General features: G+C 42.0%; 21 protein-coding genes. 12 read left to right on the top strand and 9 right to left on the bottom strand.

Going from position 1 to position 18,450, the window contains the following annotated elements; all coding sequences use genetic code 11:
* Positions 1-816 (bottom strand): 2,3,4,5-tetrahydropyridine-2,6-dicarboxylate N-succinyltransferase, encoded by an 816-nt coding sequence (locus tag FG28_RS01090; RefSeq protein WP_036379201.1) that lies wholly within the window; start codon positions 814-816, stop codon positions 1-3.
* A gap of 100 nt (positions 817-916) precedes the next feature.
* On the opposite strand from FG28_RS01090, the gene ruvX reads away from it, so the two are divergent.
* From ruvX to FG28_RS01075, 3 genes are read left to right on the top strand one after another with little or no spacing between them, the layout of a single operon-like run.
* Positions 917-1,327: a Holliday junction resolvase RuvX gene (gene ruvX / locus FG28_RS01085; protein WP_036379199.1), complete on the top strand. Its 411-nt coding sequence runs from the start codon at positions 917-919 to the stop codon at positions 1,325-1,327.
* Positions 1,328-1,330: 3 nt separating this feature from the next.
* Complete coding sequence (def, locus tag FG28_RS01080) at positions 1,331-1,921, top strand: peptide deformylase (RefSeq protein WP_036379197.1); 591 nt, start codon at positions 1,331-1,333, stop codon at positions 1,919-1,921.
* Positions 1,922-1,975: 54 nt separating this feature from the next.
* Positions 1,976-2,419, top strand: a complete 444-nt coding sequence (locus tag FG28_RS01075) for a DUF5606 domain-containing protein (protein WP_036379195.1) — start codon at positions 1,976-1,978, stop codon at positions 2,417-2,419.
* Here FG28_RS01075 and FG28_RS01070 read toward each other — a convergent pair whose 3' ends face one another.
* Genes FG28_RS01070 through FG28_RS01060 form a run of 3 tightly spaced genes read right to left on the bottom strand, consistent with a single transcriptional unit; the run spans position 2,420 to position 5,554 of the window.
* On the bottom strand, positions 2,420-3,994 hold the full coding sequence (locus FG28_RS01070) for a family 20 glycosylhydrolase (protein WP_036379194.1): 1,575 nt from the start codon (positions 3,992-3,994) through the stop codon (positions 2,420-2,422).
* 14 nt (positions 3,995-4,008) lie between these two features.
* Entirely contained in the window at positions 4,009-4,653 is a 645-nt protein-coding gene (locus tag FG28_RS01065; RefSeq protein ID WP_036385965.1) for a GDSL-type esterase/lipase family protein, read from the bottom strand.
* Positions 4,654-4,678: 25 nt separating this feature from the next.
* Positions 4,679-5,554 carry an alpha/beta hydrolase gene (locus FG28_RS01060; protein WP_036379193.1) on the bottom strand — a complete coding sequence of 292 codons (876 nt, stop codon included), beginning with the start codon at positions 5,552-5,554 and terminating at the stop codon, positions 4,679-4,681.
* Positions 5,555-5,717: 163 nt separating this feature from the next.
* Here FG28_RS01060 and mazG point away from each other — a divergent pair, with 163 nt between their 5' ends.
* On the top strand, positions 5,718-6,500 hold the full coding sequence (mazG, locus tag FG28_RS01055; RefSeq protein WP_036379192.1) for a nucleoside triphosphate pyrophosphohydrolase: 783 nt from the start codon (positions 5,718-5,720) through the stop codon (positions 6,498-6,500).
* Between the two features lie 19 nt (positions 6,501-6,519).
* On the opposite strand, the gene FG28_RS01050 is transcribed toward mazG, so the two are convergent.
* The gene (locus FG28_RS01050) at positions 6,520-7,182 is read right to left on the bottom strand and encodes a hypothetical protein (RefSeq protein ID WP_156102170.1); all 663 of its coding nucleotides are present in this window, start codon (positions 7,180-7,182) and stop codon (positions 6,520-6,522) included.
* 232 nt (positions 7,183-7,414) lie between these two features.
* On the opposite strand from FG28_RS01050, the gene FG28_RS01045 reads away from it, so the two are divergent.
* The 4 genes from FG28_RS01045 to FG28_RS01030 are packed head-to-tail and all read left to right on the top strand — an operon-like array spanning position 7,415 to position 11,270.
* The gene (locus FG28_RS01045; protein WP_036379190.1) at positions 7,415-8,815 is read left to right on the top strand and encodes an MATE family efflux transporter; all 1,401 of its coding nucleotides are present in this window, start codon (positions 7,415-7,417) and stop codon (positions 8,813-8,815) included.
* 3 nt (positions 8,816-8,818) lie between these two features.
* On the top strand, positions 8,819-9,046 hold the full coding sequence (locus FG28_RS01040) for a hypothetical protein (protein ID WP_036379188.1): 228 nt from the start codon (positions 8,819-8,821) through the stop codon (positions 9,044-9,046).
* On the top strand, positions 9,046-9,615 hold the full coding sequence (locus tag FG28_RS01035; protein ID WP_036379186.1) for a phosphatase PAP2 family protein: 570 nt from the start codon (positions 9,046-9,048) through the stop codon (positions 9,613-9,615). Before FG28_RS01040 ends, FG28_RS01035 begins: the two co-directional genes overlap by 1 nt.
* Positions 9,612-11,270, top strand: a complete 1,659-nt coding sequence (locus FG28_RS01030; RefSeq protein WP_036379184.1) for a glycosyltransferase family 39 protein — start codon at positions 9,612-9,614, stop codon at positions 11,268-11,270. The genes FG28_RS01035 and FG28_RS01030 overlap by 4 nt, the downstream gene beginning before the upstream one ends.
* Here FG28_RS01030 and FG28_RS01025 read toward each other — a convergent pair.
* Genes FG28_RS01025 through meaB form a run of 3 tightly spaced genes read right to left on the bottom strand, consistent with a single transcriptional unit; the run spans position 11,267 to position 14,161 of the window.
* Positions 11,267-12,139: a lysylphosphatidylglycerol synthase transmembrane domain-containing protein gene (locus FG28_RS01025; protein ID WP_036379183.1), complete on the bottom strand. Its 873-nt coding sequence runs from the start codon at positions 12,137-12,139 to the stop codon at positions 11,267-11,269. The two genes, FG28_RS01030 and FG28_RS01025, sit on opposite strands and share 4 nt — an antisense overlap.
* Positions 12,120-13,082 carry a glycosyltransferase family 2 protein gene (locus tag FG28_RS01020; protein ID WP_036379182.1) on the bottom strand — a complete coding sequence of 321 codons (963 nt, stop codon included), beginning with the start codon at positions 13,080-13,082 and terminating at the stop codon, positions 12,120-12,122. The genes FG28_RS01025 and FG28_RS01020 overlap by 20 nt, the downstream gene beginning before the upstream one ends.
* Before the next feature lie 35 nt (positions 13,083-13,117).
* A complete protein-coding gene (meaB, locus tag FG28_RS01015) occupies positions 13,118-14,161 on the bottom strand; it encodes a methylmalonyl Co-A mutase-associated GTPase MeaB (RefSeq protein ID WP_036379181.1) in 1,044 nt (347 codons plus the stop codon).
* Between the two features lie 209 nt (positions 14,162-14,370).
* On the opposite strand from meaB, the gene FG28_RS01010 reads away from it, so the two are divergent.
* The 4 genes from FG28_RS01010 to FG28_RS00995 all read left to right on the top strand — a co-directional run bounded on the left by FG28_RS01010 (position 14,371) and on the right by FG28_RS00995 (position 17,514).
* Entirely contained in the window at positions 14,371-14,796 is a 426-nt protein-coding gene (locus FG28_RS01010; protein ID WP_036379179.1) for an organic hydroperoxide resistance protein, read from the top strand.
* A gap of 151 nt (positions 14,797-14,947) precedes the next feature.
* On the top strand, positions 14,948-15,490 hold the full coding sequence (locus FG28_RS01005; protein WP_036379178.1) for an RNA polymerase sigma factor: 543 nt from the start codon (positions 14,948-14,950) through the stop codon (positions 15,488-15,490).
* Positions 15,474-16,079, top strand: coding sequence for a hypothetical protein (locus FG28_RS01000; protein WP_036379176.1), 606 nt, complete (start codon positions 15,474-15,476; stop codon positions 16,077-16,079). The genes FG28_RS01005 and FG28_RS01000 overlap by 17 nt, the downstream gene beginning before the upstream one ends.
* Positions 16,051-17,514, top strand: coding sequence for a hypothetical protein (locus FG28_RS00995; protein ID WP_156102169.1), 1,464 nt, complete (start codon positions 16,051-16,053; stop codon positions 17,512-17,514). The genes FG28_RS01000 and FG28_RS00995 overlap by 29 nt, the downstream gene beginning before the upstream one ends.
* A gap of 83 nt (positions 17,515-17,597) precedes the next feature.
* Here the strand turns inward: FG28_RS00995 and msrA are convergent, their stop codons facing one another.
* Positions 17,598-18,290, bottom strand: a complete 693-nt coding sequence (gene msrA, locus FG28_RS00990; RefSeq protein WP_036379173.1) for a peptide-methionine (S)-S-oxide reductase MsrA — start codon at positions 18,288-18,290, stop codon at positions 17,598-17,600.
* Positions 18,291-18,450: the final 160 nt, after the last annotated feature.

Raw genomic sequence — 18,450 nt, 5'->3', positions numbered from 1 at the left:
TTAGACCGCTACATCATGTTCCCGTAAGGCATTGTTCAACGAGGTCTTTTTGTCCGTGCTTTCCTTTCGTTTTCCAATAATCAATGCACAAGGCACTTGGTACTCCCCTGCGGGGAACTTTTTGGTATAGCTTCCGGGAATCACAACCGATCTTGCGGGAACCCTGCCTTTGAGCTCAACAGGCTCATCACCTGTAACATCAATTATTTTGGTAGAACCGGTAAGCACCACATTGGCCCCAAGAACCGCTTCTTTTTCAACCCGAACCCCTTCAACAACAATACAACGGGAACCGATAAAGGCATTGTCTTCAATAATGACAGGTGCAGCCTGCAAGGGCTCCAAAACACCGCCAATGCCCACACCACCACTTAAATGAACGTTTTTTCCAATTTGTGCACAGCTTCCCACCGTGGCCCAAGTGTCTACCATGGAGCCTTCATCCACATAGGCCCCGATATTTACGTAACTGGGCATAAGAATGGTTCCTTTGGAAATATAGGCGCCGTGTCTTGCTACAGCATGAGGAACTACGCGAACCCCTTTTTCTTTATATCCTTTTTTCAATGGAATTTTATCATGGTATTCAAAAATGCCAGCTTCAAGCACCTCCATTTTTTGGATGGGGAAATATAATACCACCGCTTTTTTGACCCATTCATTGATTTGCCAACCATCGGCAGTGGGTTGTGCGCAGCGCAATTCCCCCATATCAATTAAATCAATTACTTCCCTGATGGCAATTTGGGTTTTCTCTTCCTTCAACAATTCCCGGTTGTCCCAGGCTTCTTCAATAAGTCCCCTTAAGTCTGTCATTTTTCTTAAAATTTTGACAAAGATAGTACCCTCATCAGAATAATGGGGCTTATTTTAAGGGCATAACATTTTTAAGGTTATTTTTGCCAAAAATTTTGGTTTGGCTAGAATCTTGGCGTTGGATTATGGAAAGGTGAGAACAGGGATTGCGGTTACCGATGAGCTTCAGTTGATTGCTTCCGGATTGACCACGGTTGAAACCAAGGATTTGATTCCCTTTCTTGCAGATTATATTGAAAAGGAATCCGTGGAACGATTTGTGGTAGGATTGCCCAAACAAATGGACAATTCACCCTCTGAATCGGAAGCACTGATCCAACCCTTTTTGAAAAAACTGACAGGAAGGTTTCCAAAAATTCCTGTGGAGCGCCAAGACGAAAGGTTTACCTCCAAAATGGCATTCCAGTCCATGTTGGACAGTGGAATGAAAAAGAAAAAACGCCGAGACAAAGGCTTGGTGGATGAAATAAGTGCCACGCTGATTTTGCAGGCATATCTTAACAGAATTTAATTTATGATTTTACCCATTATTGCATACGGAGACCCCGTTTTACGTAAAATGGCCAAGGATATCACTTCAAAATATCCAAAACTTGATGAACTGATCACTAACATGTGGGAAACCATGTATAATGCCCACGGGGTTGGATTGGCGGCCCCACAAGTTGGATTGCCCATTCGTCTGTTTGTGGTGGATACTACCCCTTTTGCGGATGATGAAGAATTGAGCAAGGAGGACCAAGAAGCTTTAAATGGCTTCAAAAAAGTCTTTATCAACGCAAAAATTGAAGAGGAAGTGGGGAAGGAATGGGATTTCAATGAAGGTTGTTTGAGTATTCCCGATATCCGTGAGGATGTCAAAAGAAAGCCTGAAATTACCATCAGCTACTTGGATGAAAATTTTAAACCCCACACCGAAACCTATGACGGACTGTTGGCAAGGGTGATTCAACATGAATACGACCATATTCAAGGGGTTTTGTTCACCGACAAGCTCTCTTCTTTGAAGAAACGCCTCCTAAAAAGTAGGTTGGAGAAAATTTCAAAAGGAAAAATCGCTGTAGACTACAAAATGCGGTTCCCCAATATCAAAAAAGGACGTTAAAAAAATTGACGTTTCAGAGAATACTATATTTTTGCGCGCATAAATCTATTTTGAATGGCATTGGACAAAATTTTATCGATTGGCGGTAAGCCCGGACTTTACAAATTATTGACCCAGACACGAAGTGGTTTTGTTGGGGAATCCCTTTTGGATGGAAAACGAGTTACCGTTGGGATGAGAAGTAATGTCAGTGTCCTTTCTGAAATAGCGATTTATACCTTGGAGGAAGAAGTGCCCCTTCGTGAAGTTTTCCAAAAAATCAAGGAAAAGGAAGACGGTAAAAAAACCGGAATCAGCCACAAGGCCGAGAAAATTGAGTTGGAAGAATACTTCTTCGAAATTCTTCCCAATTATGACGAGGACCGCGTGTATGCCAGTGATATCAAAAAAATTATCCAGTGGTACAACATCCTCATCGATAACAACATTTCAGATTTTGTTACAGAGGAGGATGCTGAGGAAGAGCCAACTTCCGTAGCTTCTAGCGAAGAGGAATAATCAGTCTTTCTTCCAGTCCACCAACGGACTTGGATAATAATTGACTTCCATTTGATTCAAATAGGGAACCTGTTGGGCCAAGCGCTCCTTGTAATCTTCCCAATTACAATGTTCTGCTGGGGACCAACCCAATTCGGCAATCCCAATGACCCTTGGAAAAGCCAGATATTCCAATTCGGCACTATTGCTGATGGTTTCGGACCATAAGGGTGCCTCAATACCCAGAATGCTTTTTCGCGGAAGGCCCTCCACATACGTTTCTGGGTTCCAGTTGTAGGCCACATCAACAGGAATATACCCAGCCCAAGTAAGACCATATTCGGAAATGGAATCATATTTCATGTCCACATAGGTTCGTTCCGATGGAGAAAGAATAACCTTTAAGCCATTCTCAGCGGCTTTTATGGCACTATGCGATTCATTCCAAAGTTGGGCAACAGAAGATTGGTCAAGATTGGCTTGGGCAATCTCGTTCCATCCTATCATTTGTTTTCCGTGCTTTTGAACCAGTTTTTCCACTTTTTCCACAAAATGGATGTAATCGCTCTTTTTGGTCGCATGACTTTCATCCCCACCTGCATGAAAATATGGACCAGGCGTAATGGCAGCGATTTCACCAATGACATCATCCAAAAAGCTATAAACCGTATCTTTTCTGGTATCAAAAGTGCTAAAACCAACTCGGGTGCCTGTGTAAGGCTTTAGTGGTTTTCCATTCCCGTTAAGGAACGGGTAGCTCAACGAAGCCGCATTGCTATGCCCTGGCATATCAATTTCAGGAATTAAGGTCATGTGTCTATCCGTAGCATATTGCACTAGATCTTTGTATTCTTCTTGGGTGTAGAATCCGCCTTCACCGCCGCCTACTTCGGTTTTGGAACCAACCTCGGTGAGTTTGGGCCACGATTTGATTTCAATACGCCAGCCTTGGTCATCGGAAAGGTGCAAATGAATGGTATTGTACTTGTAGTATGCCAGGATATCGATGTATTTTTTCACCTCTTCCACGGTGAAGAAATGTCGCGCTACATCCAACATCGCACCGCGATATTCAAACTTGGGGGCATCCACAATTTTTCCTGATGGAATCAACCAAATGGGATGATCGGTGAGGGTATCATTACTTTTCTCAGGAATCAATTGTCGTAAGGTCTGGATTCCCCTAAAAGCACCCGCGGCCGTTTTGGCGTTGACTAAAATGGAGTCCTTTTTAATGTACAACTGATAGGATTCAGGAGTTTCCAAATCCGTACTATCCGATTGATTAATGTAAATCAACCGCTCTAGTTTTTCTGAATGGGCATCATTTACTGCTATGTTCAGCCCAATCTTCCCCTTTATCTTTTCCGAAAGAAATTGCCCCACTTTTTCAAATGCTGGGTCTTGTGTTGTGGTATAGATGACCGTATTGGAGTCCAAGCCAAAAGCACTGTGGGTTGCTATGGTTTTAACGGGTTTTGGAATTAGTGGAACAGCTGCTAGGTCAGTTTTGGGATAAAGGATTTCTTTTTTTTCAGATTGGCAAGCCGCTAAACAAATAATAGCGGAAAAGAGCAGTAATGACTTTTTTATCACAGTAGTTTGATTAGTTAATTAACATGGTTTTTCAATACCTCGTACCAGATATCATAGCCCTTGGTATTCATATGGAGGCCATCTTCAATGAAAATGTCCTGTTTTACTTTTCGTTTGTCAAGCATGGGGTACCACACATCCACAAAATCAACCCCATCGGTTTTTTCGGCCAGCCTGCTCAGTTTTCGGTTCAATCGCCTGTACTTTCTTCGTAATTTCCATCTGGAAATACTGGGTTTTGGGGAGATTAAGATAATTTCCATTCCCTGTTTTCTTTGCTGAAGTGTGTTTAAAATCCGTGCTGAGGTGTTCACGATATCCTTGAGCCTTTTTTTGGCACTTACATCATTATCTCCCTCATAAATAAAGATTTTTGTTGGGTTGTAGTTGAGAATCAATTCGTCCAAATAGAGTTCCAAATCCGAGAATTGCGAGCCGCCAAATCCGGTATTTAGCACTTGCTGCTCTGGAAACCTGTCTTGAAGGTCTTTCCACATTCTAATACTGGAACTCCCCGTAAAAACGAGCGTAGGTTTTGAAGCGTCCCAAAGCGAATCGTTCTTTTTTTGGATTTCCATGACCTCGTTATCAAAACGATTGGGTGCTTGTGGGTATGCAAAAATTGGAAGTAACAGTAGAAGAATCAAGAATTTTTTCATGTCGAAGGTTTTTGTGTGATAGAAATTAATTTTCATTGACTAATTTCTGGGTTTTACTCCAATCATAAAAACGTTCTATCCACGTATCTGAAGGTAATCCTTGTTTGCGCATTCCAAAACCGTGTCCGCCCTTACTGTACATTTGTAATGCCACACTTTTTCCGGCTTCCAGCCATGAAGAATATAATTCGATGGTTCCCGGTGCAAGACCCAAGGGGTCATCCGAGGCACATACCAAGAACATGGGAGGTGCATCTTCCTTAGGTTTTTCCAACGGGACCACGCTGGACCAATAGTAAACCGGAACCAAAAAATTGGGTTTGCTTTCCTCGGTGTAGTTGTAGGCTACGCCTACCGTCACGGCTCCTCCTGCAGAGAAGCCCATAAAGCCTATCTTATTTGGGTCTATACCATACGTATCTGCATTTTCACGAACGTGTTTTACCGCATTGAGTCCGTCTTTGATGGAATAGGGGAGCACAGTATTGACGCGTTCCATAAATTTTTCGGGTTCCTTGGGAGCATCATTTTCAATTTCAGCAACACCATCTTTTCCCGTTGGGACCAATCGATATTTAAGAACAAAGGCGGTAATGCCCTTTTCGTTCAGCCATTTGGCCACATCATTGCCCTCACTGTTGATGCTCAGGGCAAACAATCCACCCCCGGGAGCAACAATTACGGAAGTGCCGGTGTTGAGTTCTTCTTTCGGCCGAAAAACTTGCATGCTGGGTTCGGATACATTGGTGACCACTTGCGTGTTCCAAATATTTGAGAAATATTCATTTCCCGGGGTTTCCCACGTTATGGGTGGGCCTTCGGTGTTAGGCAGTTTCACAATTTCTTGAGCATTCAAGAAAAGCCCACAGCATAAAATTGCCAAGGATAATAGCGCTTTCATATTATTGGTGTTTTCTCAAATGTACAATTTTCAATAGAGCACTAAGACCAAATGCCGTGACCCCTCATTTCTTCCTTTTACCAATCCATGGTCTTTATAACTATGGATAAAAAATCAACTTATGCTATTTACGGTCTTTGTACTTTTAAATAAAATTTTATAGATGAACGCAAGATCTGAGCAGCTGAAGGCAGTGGAACGACTTCTAAACATCATGGACGAATTACGGGAGCAATGCCCCTGGGACAAAAAACAGACCATGCAGACGCTCCGCCATTTGACCATCGAAGAAACCTACGAACTGGGTGATGCTATTTTAGATAATGATTTGGAGGAAGTGAAAAAGGAATTGGGGGATTTGCTCCTGCATATTGTCTTCTACGCAAAAATAGGTTCGGAGACCCAAGATTTTGATATTGCCGATGTTGCCCATGGCATCTGTGAGAAATTAATCAATAGACACCCTCATATTTATGGTGACGTCAAGGTACAGGACGAGAACGAAGTGAAGCAAAACTGGGAAAACATCAAGCTCAAGGAAGGCAAAAAAAGTGTTTTGGAAGGCGTTCCCAACAGTTTGCCCGCCTTGGTCAAGGCCAATCGAATCCAGGAAAAAGTAGCAGGTGTGGGGTTCGATTGGGAACATCCAGAGCAGGTTTTTGAAAAATTAAAGGAAGAATTGGGAGAGCTGCAGGTCGAAGTCGAATCCAACAATGCCGATAAAATTGAATCGGAATTTGGCGATGTGCTCTTTTCCATGGTCAATTATGCCCGATTTTTAAATGTAAATCCAGAAAATGCGCTGGAACGCACCAACAAAAAGTTCATAAAACGGTTTCAATATTTGGAAGGAAAAGCCAAGGAATCTGGTAAAACCCTCAAGGAAATGACGTTGGCCGAAATGGACATTTTTTGGGAAGAGGCCAAGAAATTGCCTTCAGCATAATTGCCTATGTATGTGGTTTTCAGATTACTTTGGTGTTGCCACTTTCTCCTCTGATTTCCACAGATTTAAAAGTAAAGAAGAACGTATCTTTTTTCGCTTGGACAATATGAATTTCCTTGACCATTGCTCCATATTTGCTCTGCAGCCAGGTATCGTAAAACAGTTCAATGGTCTGCGTGGTGTCTTTTGGATTTCGCGATTCAATCTTTGAAATCAATTTTTCAGCAGAACTGTATAAAAGTCGAACAGGATTTCCTAACCTATCTTCGCCCGTATACAGTTCATGGTCTTTTTCTTGGTGGATAACCTTGCTTTTGAATTGAAGTTTTGAATAAAAATGGTTGGGATCAATACTCATTTTATGGATTTCATGACCACGGATCATTTCCACATCCTCTTGTGATAAGGTATCAATGACACTGTTGTTTTCACTTATTAAATAACCTTGGTGAGTAGAATCCACTCTAACCCTAAAAGCAGTCTCAGCTTCATTGAATTTTTGAATGAAATAGCAGCTTCCATCCGAAAGCGAATGAACCTCTGTGGTATAGGTACCAAATGGACTGTTGCAATCTGCGATTGAAATAATGTCCTGAATTTGCCCATAGTTTTCATGAAGCGTTAGAATCCCTTTTTTGGTTTCCTGCTCTGCGCAAGACCCCATGATTAGAACAGCAAACATCAAAAAAAAGTGTGGAGCTGAAATTTTCATTCTCTAATTGAGATTGGCACTCAAAATTTACGCATTCTAAGCATATGCTCCAAGGAATTAACTGGCTTAAAGTCTGTTACTTATAATTTTAACATGATATCAAAAAATTAACAGGATAAGGTTGGTTAAAAAACTGCGACTCTGTACTGAATAGGATTAGGTCCAAAGGTTCTATATTTGTTTGCTTCTAAGATGCATTATAATGCTTCAACAATACACCAAAGAATTTTCATATAATCTTAGATTGGCCTACCCCGTAATTTTGGGGATGTTGGGGCACACTTTTGTAGCTTTTGCTGATAACATTATGGTGGGGCAATTGGGTACTGCGGAACTGGCCGCAGTCTCACTGGGGAACAGTTTTGTGTTCATAGCCATGTCGCTTGGTATTGGATTTTCCACAGCAATCACCCCTTTAGTGGCTGAGGCCGATGGAGCAAGAAACCCCGCTGACGCAAAAAAGGCCCTAAAACATGGACTGGTACTCTGTACCCTTTTGGGGCTTTCTCTGTTTGGGGCAATAATGTTATGCAAGCCGTTGCTGTACCACATGGAGCAACCCCCTGAAGTGGTGGAATTGGCCATTCCCTATTTGGAACTCGTTGCTTTTTCATTGGTGCCCTTGGTCATGTTTCAGGCTTTTAAGCAGTTCTCAGAAGGATTGTCCCAGACCAAATATCCCATGTATGCCACTATTTTGGCCAATGTAGTGAACATTTCCATCAATTATTTGCTCATTTTTGGTTCCTTCGGATTTCCTAAGTTGGGCATTGTAGGTGCAGCCATTGGTACGTTGGCCTCACGTTTCATCATGGTAGGCTATATCTGGTTTTTGTTGAAGCGCAAAGAGAAATTTAAAACCTACGTAACCCATTTCAATTTTAGGGAAATCGAGAAAAAAGTGATGAAAAAGATCATTAGCTTAGGTTTCCCTTCCGCAATGCAGATGTTTTTTGAAGTAGCCATTTTTACGGCGGCCATTTGGTTGAGTGGGGTACTGGGAAAAAATGCACAAGCTGCAAATCAAATAGCGTTAAACCTGAGCAGTATGACCTTTATGGTAGGTATGGGGCTCAGTGTTGCGGCCATGGTACGTGTTGGTAATCAAAAAGGGTTGCAAAATTTTAGAGAGTTACGACGGATTGCGGAGTCCATTTTCTTCCTGACATTTATTTTGGAAGTGGCCTTTGCCATACTGTTCCTTTTGGGAAGACATTGGTTCCCCACAATTTATTTGGATGTGGATGACATTGCCAATCAGGCAGATAATACCGAAGTGATTATTATTGCAGCCAAATTACTATTGGTTGCTGCATTTTTTCAAATCTCCGATGGTTTGCAGGTAGTGGTCCTAGGAGCACTCCGGGGATTACAGGATGTAAAAATCCCTACGTTTATCACCTTTGTGGCTTATTGGCTCATTGGGTTTCCGGTATGTTTTTATCTTGGCTTGTATACCAGCTTTTCAAGCACTGGAATTTGGATAGGATTGCTGTTGGGATTGACAGCATCAGCCGTAATGTTGTATATTCGATTCAATTATTTGACCAAAAAACTGATTCGAACTAAACATGATTCCAAACTATTGGAGTCCAACGCATAATTTATGGAACTACCCAAATTTCTATTGGCTGATAATACCGATTATCCAGATGCTATTTTTATTGTCCATACCGAATATCCACGATTCATCATCAATCTGGAAAATGATGATGTGGAATGGATGGAGGAGTTTTCCAAAGAAGATGAGGCGGATTTAATGGAGGAAGCGGAGAGTTTGATTGAGGCCGCAAACGCATTTTATGATAGGGAAGTTTCAAGATATGATTCGTAATGCTTGAACAGCTCCTACAATACGATCAAGACCTCTTTTTGTTTCTCAACGGACTGGGAACCCCAACCTGGGACGGCTTCTGGATGTTCATGACCAACACAAAAAGCTCGTTTCCCTTATACGTGCTATTACTCTACCTCTCCTACAAGAACTTCGGGTGGAAAAAAACGGGAATCATTTTGGTGGCTGTTGCTCTCTTGATTACCTGCACTGACCAGCTCTCCAACTTTTTTAAATATGGGGTAGGTCGACTCCGACCCTGCCACGACCCGGAAATCAGTGGCATGATGCGTTTGGTCAAGAGCTATTGCGGTGGGCAGTACGGGTATTTTTCGGCGCATGCCGCCAATTCTTTTGGTCCCGCTATCTTTTTTTTGATTTTATTTAGAGGGAAAGTGAAGTTTATCGGAGTGGCTTTGATTCTTTGGGCCTGTGTGGTGGCCTATAGCCGGATTTATATCGGAGTTCATTATCCTTTGGATGTACTGACGGGTGCCTTGGTGGGTACTTTGTTCGGATGGTTGTTTGCCAAGTTGGCTATATTTGCATTCCAAAAACTGGGTACATGATTTCACCGGCCAGATACTGGTTTTTACTCTCCTTGATTGTTCTGGTATACATCGCTGGAATGTTTGTGACCCTTTTTGAAAACGACTCTGCACAGTTTGCGGTGATGGCCATGCGGATGGTCCAAGAGAACGATTGGCTCACGTTGATCAAGGGAACCGAAGAATATCTGGACAAACCCCACATGCATTATTGGTTGGCCGCCCTGTCATACAAGATTTTTGGTATCCACGATTGGGCCTACCGGATTCCCGGCATTTTGGCGACCCTGTTAGGTGCCTATAGCTGTTATGGACTTGGAAAATTGCTCTACAACCAAGAAGTTGGACGTTTGGCATCCTTGATTTTTATGACTGCCCAGACCATTGTATTGGCCAATATCGACGTCCGTACCGATGCCGTTTTAACCGGATTTACCATTTTTTCCATTTGGCAATTGGCAACCTACGTTGAGAAAAGTACCCTGAAAAGTATTGCCCTGGGAGCTTTTGGTGCCGGAATGGCCTTTTCCACCAAAGGTCAGATTGCCTTGGTGGTCATTGGTGTTTCCTTGCTCTGCCATTTGGCCTATACCCGAAAATGGATGCGATTGCTCAGTTGGAAGGTGTTGGTGGCCCTTTTGGTCTTTGCTATTACCATTTCGCCGATGTTGTATGCCTATTACCACCAATTTGATTTGCATCCGGAGAAAGTAATTCGGGGTAAAGACCATAGAAGTGGCATCTTTTTTATTTTCTGGGAGCAGAGTTTTGAACGAATGAGTGGTGAGGGCATAGGAAAGAACAGCAGCGATTTCTTCTTCTTTTTCCACACCTTTTTATGGGTCTTCTTGCCGTGGACCGTTTTGGCATTGATTGCCTATTGGACAAGACTAAAGACTTTTTGGCAACAGAAATTTGTGTATAATCCGAAAATGGAGTTTCTGACTTTGGGAGGGATTACCATTCTATTTGGCTTAATCAGCTTTGCCCAATTCAAGCTACCCCATTACATGAATATTCTAATTCCGTTGTACGCCCTACTTTCCGCCTCTTACTTATATACTTTAAGGGAAAAGGAAAAGCTGGGAGTAACCAAGGTAATTTTGGTTTTTCAATATTTCATATTGAGTCTGGTCTTTATTTTTACCGTCCTGGTATGCTTTTATGTGTTCAAGTTCAAGTATTACCATGGCTATTTTGTGTTACTGCCCATATTGGGGATAATTACCTATTTCTGCTTAAAACGAGAATCATCCTATTTGAGAATTATTACCATTTCAGTTTGTGGTTCCTTATTGTTGAATGGATTGTTGAACACCCATTTTTATCCAAGATTACTTCGATACCAAGCGGGGTCTACCATGGCTGAAAAAGTAGCGGAACATCAAATTCCCGTGGATAAAATCTTCAAAATTTCCAAAAGACTTACTTGGGGGCTGGATTTTTATAACAAGAAACCTGTAGAAATTGTTTCAATTTCGGATGTGGAAGAAAAGACGGACATTTGGATATATGCCACCGACCAAGAGTTGGAAAAATTATTGAATGAGGGGTATCACTGGCATGAACAAATCACCGTAGATCAATTTAGGATAACCCGATTGCAGCTCAAATTTTTAAACCCCAACACCCGTCAGAAGCAATTGGAACAAATGCATTTGGTGCATTTGGATTAGGAAACCGTTTCCAGTTTGGGTTTCTTAAAGTGATAGATAATTCCCAAAAGCGAAATTAAGGCCGTAATCAAGAAGAAGGTAAAACTGATTCCCACGGAGGTGCTGGCATCCAACCCCAACCATTGGGCCCCATATAAAAAGGTGACTTCCCTGCTACCAATCCCACCAATGGTTAAGGGAATAACTGACACAATTGAGGAAACCAAAAACACAAAGAGGTATTCAATTACATCTAAGCTAATGGAAAGTGATTGCAGTATGAATAGCACACATATCAGCTGCGCCAATTGAACCAAAGCTGAATATCCAATGGATTTCCAAAAAATGGGCAAAGTATAGGAAAAGAATTTCCAGTTCATCCACCAGAAAACCACAATACTCAATGGAATTAAGGCAATGGTCACCCCCATGAATCCATTGAAGAATACATTATCGGATACCAAGGCCAAAAAACAGGCATAAAGAAAGAGCAATAGCATGCCACTTAATCGGTCCAAAAGCAAAACGGAGACCACTTTTTTGGTCCCGGTTTCGTATTTTTTTTGGATGACATATCCTTTGTACGCGTCACCCCCGATTCCTCCTGGGAGAAAAAGATTGTAAAACATGCCCTGTAAGTACAGCTTCAAGTTGCTCTTTTGGGTGATTTTGGCCCCAATTTGATGCAAATACAGATTCAATCGAAGCGCGGCGAGCATTTTTGAAAGTACAAAGAACACAATGGCAAGCAGTAGATAAAGTGGATTGCTTTTCTTTAAAGTCTGCAAGACATCCTTAAGATCTATTTTGGTGAATATAAAGTAGATCAGGGCTGCACTGATGATAAACTTCAGTGCTGTGATGAGCTTTTTACGCAGCTTTTCCGTCACCTACAGTAATTTTTTTGATGCGATAAGGCCTTTTTTGCTGGGATTCGTAGTAGGTTCGGATGAGCAGTTCCATCACAATACCGATAGTGAACAATTGAATGCCCCCTAAAATGAACATCATCCCAAAAATAAGTAGAGGTCGACTTCCAATATCCTCGCCAAAACCAAGCTTCACGATCAACAAATAGATATTGATGAAGACACCCAAAATAATCAACAGCACTCCAAAAATACCAAACAGGTGAATGGGACGTTGAAAATACTTTCGAATAAAGAGCAACAACATCATATCGGCCACCACCTTAAAAACCCGTTCCAAGCCGTATTTGGAGACCCCGGCATGGCGGGCATGGTGCTTTACGGGCACTTGCTTTATTTGTCCCCCTTCCAAAAAGGCCAAAAGTGTAATAAAACGGTGCATTTCGCCGTACAGGTTTAAACCCTTGGCAATATCCTTGGTAAATACTTTCAGGGCACAGCCGTTGTCCTTGATATCCAATTTGGTCACCCTGCGGACCAAAAAATTGGCAATTTTGGACGGTATTTTTTTGACCAAGGAATCCTTTCTTTTTTGACGGATTCCTGTAACAACATCGTATTCACCGCCCACGGCGTATTCCAACATTTGCGGAATATCCGAAGGATCATTTTGCAAATCCCCATCCATGGTGATGATATATTCCCCTTCGGCATAATCAAGTCCGGCAGCCAGGGCCAAACTTTGGCCATAATTTTTTTTCAGTTCAATCAAATGGACTTTGTCATCGTCCATCTCCTTGACCCTTTGGCGTGTTTTATCCGTGGAAAAGTCATCCACATATACGATTTGATAGCTGTATCCCTCAAGACTTTCATGAATCTTTTGGGTCAACAGGACCACATTGTCCTCTTCATTGTACAAAGGAACCACTATGGATAGGAGGGAGTCGGTGACGGTGCTCATTCAATTTTTGATCTGTGCAAATTTATTGCTTTTATTTAAAGTTCCTTGGTGATTTTGTCCAAGAGGAGTTTAGCGGCATAAAAAGGGGAAATTTCGTTGTTTTCGATGGCGGTCAACATCTTGTTCAGTTCCTTTTTAAAGGACCCTCGTTGATGGAAAAACTGTTTGATGTGTTCATCCACGGTCTGAAGGAACCAATTTTTGTTCTGGATCTTTCTATTTTTTTCAAAATGGCCATTTTCCTTGTTTTGTTTGACGAATTGCTCCACCAATTCCCAAATCTCCTTGATGCCGGTATTCTCGGTCGCGGAACAGCGCATAACCTTGGGCACCCAACCATTCTTTTTTGGTGGATAGAGGTGAAGCGCACGGGAAAATTCGGTTTCCGCAAGTTTGGCGCGTTCCAGATTGGAACCATCGGCCTTGTTGATGGCAATAGCGTCGGCCATTTCCATGATACCCCGTTTAATGCCTTGTAGCTCATCGCCAGCACCGGAAAGTTTCAGTAATAAAAAAAAGTCCACCATGCTGTGTACGGCAATCTCACTTTGGCCCACGCCCACGGTTTCCACTAAAATGACATCATATCCCGCTGCCTCGCAAAGCATAATGCTCTCTCGGGTCTTTTGGGCCACTCCGCCCAAGGAATTCCCGGAAGGGGAAGGTCTAATAAATGCATTTGGATCTTTGGAAAGGGCTTGCATGCGGGTTTTATCACCAAGAATACTGCCCTTGCTCAAAGAACTGGTGGGATCTACCGCCAAGACGGCCACTTTTTTCCCCATATGGGTCAATGTGGTGCCCAATGTCTCGATGAACGAACTTTTTCCCACTCCGGGAACCCCGGTGATTCCCAATCGGATACTGGAATTGGGTATGGACAAACATTTTTCGATTACCAAGTTGGCTTTTTCAGAATGTTCGGGTTTGGTACTTTCCAAAAGCGTAATGGCCTTGGCCAACATAGCTTTGTCACTTTTAAAGATACCCTCGGTTAAGGCTTCAACGGAAATTTCCTGTTTACGAAGTGCCTTGATTTTGGAAATGGTGCTGGGTGGTGTGTTTTTTTTGGTTGCCAAAGGTAACAGTCATCGGATTTTATACTAAGGTATAAAGTTTTTATGGGTTATGGCTCACGTATGGCTCGTGCGGTAGTGCCATGTTTTTCCATTTCACAAAAATTTAATAGCAGATTTGATGGTGTTACAGAATCAAAATGGTATTTTTCATGATATGTACCGTTGATTTCGGTCAATGGGTACATTTGAACCCAATAAACATTTAGATGATGAAGACAATTTTTGAAGCTAAGGCCACAAATACAGGAGGTAGATCTGGACATGTAGAAAGTGAGGACGGTGTTCTTGATTTTGACATCAGTATGCCAAATTCCAAAGGAAAGCCCGATCCAAAATCCACTAATCCGGAGGAGCTTTTTGCTGCTGCATATTCCACTTGTTTTGCCGGAGCCTTGGAGGTTGTGGCCAAAGAACATGGCGTTGACGACCTTGGTGATTTTAATGTAACAGCCACCATTGCATTTAATCAGGAGGAAGAAGGTTTCTTTTTGGAGGCCACTCTGGACACCTATTTACCCACTGTTGATAAGGAGATGGGTGAAAAAATAATCAATGCAGCCCATGAAATATGCCCATATAGCAAAGCTACGCGAGACAATATTACGGTGCATCTCAATCTATTGTTGGACGAATAAAAGCCCCATAAATCGTATGAAAAATGAAATCCCGTTGATGCATCAACGGGATTTTTTGTTAAAAGTCAACAAAAAGAGAACAATTCTGAAACGTTCCATTTTTTTCATCGTCTTTATAGAGAACCACTAAGAACCAAACAGCAAACTGACCGTGTTTCAAATTGAACTGGTAGAAAAATGTAAGCGCAACGACCGTGGGGCGCAGCTAAAACTGTATCGTCAATATTGTGATGGTATGTTTGGCGTGGCCATGCGCTTCTTGAAAAATTCGAGTGATGCAGAAGATGTGGTTCAGGAATCTTTTATAAAGGCGTTCCAGCGGATTGACCAATTTAAAGGGGAGGTTACGTTCGGAGCTTGGCTGAAACGGATTGTGGTAAACGGGAGCATCGATTTTTTAAAATCGAAAAACCAACGAACAGTGGAGTTGAATGAAGGGTATCTTCATATCACGGATGAGGCGGACTGGCATGTTGAAGAAGGGATTTCCCTGGAAGAGGTAAAAAAGACCATAGAGGAATTACCGGATAAATATAGGTACGTGGTGCAATTGTTTTTGGTGGAAGGCTATGACCATAGCGAGATAAGCCAAATATTGAACATTACAGAAGCTGCCTCTCGGACCAGATTGTTACGGGGCAAATTACAACTAAAGGAATCATTAAAGGACAAAGCGTATGGCACGGGATCTTAGAAAGTTGTTCGCAAAGGAACGGGAAGAGAAAACCTACTCTATGAAAAAGGGACATGAGGCCCGGTTCCTGACCAAATTGGATGAAAAAATGCCAATAGAGAAGCCTCCGAAGGAAAAGAAAGGATATGCCGTTTGGTGGCAGATGGTAGCCTCTGTTGTAGTGGCCTTGGGCTTAACGTTCTATTATTTTTCCAGCAACGAGGAGGATGGTAATGTTTCAGGCACCCAGATTGTTGAAACTGAAAATGACAAGGAAGGGCAGCAGGCCATCTCGTTGGGGGATCTTTCGCCAGATTTAAAAAAGGTGGAAAATTATTACCTCACCAATATCAATCTTGAATTGTCCGACTTGGAAGTTGATGCCAACAATAAGGAGGTCATGGACAGCTATATGGATCGATTGGCCGAATTGGACGAGGAGTACCATCAATTGAACAAGGAACTCAACCAAATAGGACCCAATGATCAAACTATTGGTGCCTTGGTAAAGAATCTACAGTTGCGGTTGCAATTGTTACAAAAACTGAAATCAAAATTAAATCAATTAAAATCATCAAAAAATGAGCAGGAGACATCAAATATTATGTAGTGGGCTTCTTTTTGTGCTGACGGGCTTGGTCTGTCATGCACAAGAGAAATCCAAGACCTACAAAGAAACGTTCAATGTGGACCAAGATGCCATTATCAACATCAATACCAGTTATGCGGATATTGAATTTGAAACATGGGACAAGAACCAAGTGGAGATTACCGCTGTGGTGGAATTGGAGGGAGCCACTGATGAGGAAGCACAATCCTACTTTGAAAAAGATCAGGTTACCATTAAGGGAAACAGCAAGGAAATAGAAATTCGTACAACGGGCAGTGGTTTTTGGGCCAATTCATCCTTTGTATATGACTTTGATATTCCGGAAATCCCAAATATTGAGTTTGTAATGCCCGAGATTCCAGAAATCCCAGAGATTCCGGAAGTTATTGTAATGCCCAATTTACCTCCAATGCCGCCCATGCCGCCTATGCCTCACATGGATTTTGATTATGAAGCTTACAAAAAAGACGGGGACAAGTACATGAAAGAGTGGAAAAAGAACTTTGACAAGAATTTTGATAAGGAGTACAAAGAGCGTTTTAAAGAGTGGAGCGAGGAGATGGGAGAAATGGCCAAGGAAATGGCAGAGGAAATGGCCGAGAACAGAAAGCAAATAGAGGAAGATCGGAAGCACCTTTTGGAAGAACGCAAGGAATTGAAGGAGGAGCAAATGGAACTTCATAAAGAGGCCCAGGAAGAGATGAGAAAACAACATGAGGAAGCCAGAAAGCAGCAACATGAGGTTAGGCACCAACGTGTCATCAGCATCAATAACGGTGAGCCCAATGTGTTTTATTTTTCATCGGATGACGGTAAGCACAAAAAATATAAGGTCAAAAAACGTATCAAGATCAAAATGCCCAAGAGCGTTAAACTTAAAATGGACGTGAGGCATGGCGAGGTAAAATTGGCCGCCAATACAAAGAACATCAATGCAAGCTTGTCATACGCAAGCTTGCATGCCTCTACCATTGATGGGGACAAGACCAACATTAGGGCTTCCTATTCCCCTGTTGAGGTGCAACAATGGAACTATGGACAGTTAAAAACGGATTATTCGGATAGGGTAAACCTTAAGGAGGTTAAAGAACTGAGATTGAATTCGGTTTCTTCCAATGTAATTATTGGAAGATTGGTAAACAATGCCTTTGTTACCAGTAGTTTGGGGGTATTGAACATTGATTCCGTTTCCGATGGATTTTCAAACATTGACATTACCGTGGAAAATGGAGCGGTGGACTGTGTGTTGCCTTCGGTACCTTTTAAAATTTATGTAAATGAAACCGCTTCTGAATTCAGTTATCCGAAAAGTATGTCCCTGGGTACTTCAAAAAATTACCAGACCAATGTGCATAAAGGGTATCATATTGCCAATCAAGACGGAAAATCCATTACCATCAACTCCAAGTACAGCGAAGTGGTCCTTAAAGAATAGCACACTGCATTTCTTAATTTCCTACTAACCACCTACCACCTCCCAAGACCAAATCCTAGGTCAAAAACAGCAACAATTACTTCTTAATGTGCATCCTCTTTTAAATACGATTGAAAATTGGCCTTGAACCGATTCAATCTGGGAATAGAGACATTCCTGATATACGAATTGTTCGGGTGGTTTCTTTCGTAATCCTGATGGTAGTCCTCCGCCATATAAAATTTGTCAAATTTCTTTACCTCCGTTACAATAGGTCTGTCATACACATGCTCGGCCTCCAATTTGGCCATATAATCGGTAATGATTTTTTGTTGTGCCTCATTCTTATAAAATGCTATGGAACGGTATTGTGCCCCCCTGTCCGGACCTTGTCTATTAAGGGTGGTGGGGTCGTGCGATCCGAAGAACACCTGTACCAATTGTGTGAACGAAATAACTTTTGGGTCGTAATATACCTCAACAGCTTCTGCATGGGTGGTCTTGCCATAAGAAACTTGTTCATACGTAGGATTTTTTTCAGTACCGCCCGAGTAGCCTGAGTAAACTTCCTTTACTCCTTTTACACTTTCAAAAATGGCCTCTACGCACCAAAAGCATCCACTTGCAAAATAAGCGGTTTCATATTCCTGCAGTTCAGCAGCAGTAAGTGATTCTTTTTTTGGAGCCTCTAATTGTTCTTCTTGGGCAAGCTCTTGTTTTTCTGATTTGTTTTTGGATTGACAACCAACGGAAGTCAAAAGTAATAGCAGTAAAAAGGGAATTCCCACAGTTTTCATTTTAGTGTTTTTTGTTTAGTGGGAATAAGTTAGGAACTATTACTTGGAAAGGTGTTAAAATTTGTTAATCGTGAGTTATTGAGACGCAAAAACCACAGAGCTCCTAAAGAGGCACTAATGGGATAATCCATCGAAATGCTTACGCTTATTCTTACAATAC

Origin of the sequence: Muricauda sp. MAR_2010_75 (genome assembly GCF_000745185.1) — a bacterium.
Classification (GTDB): Bacteria; Bacteroidota; Bacteroidia; order Flavobacteriales; family Flavobacteriaceae; genus Flagellimonas.
This window is presented reverse-complemented; position numbering and strand designations above follow the sequence as displayed.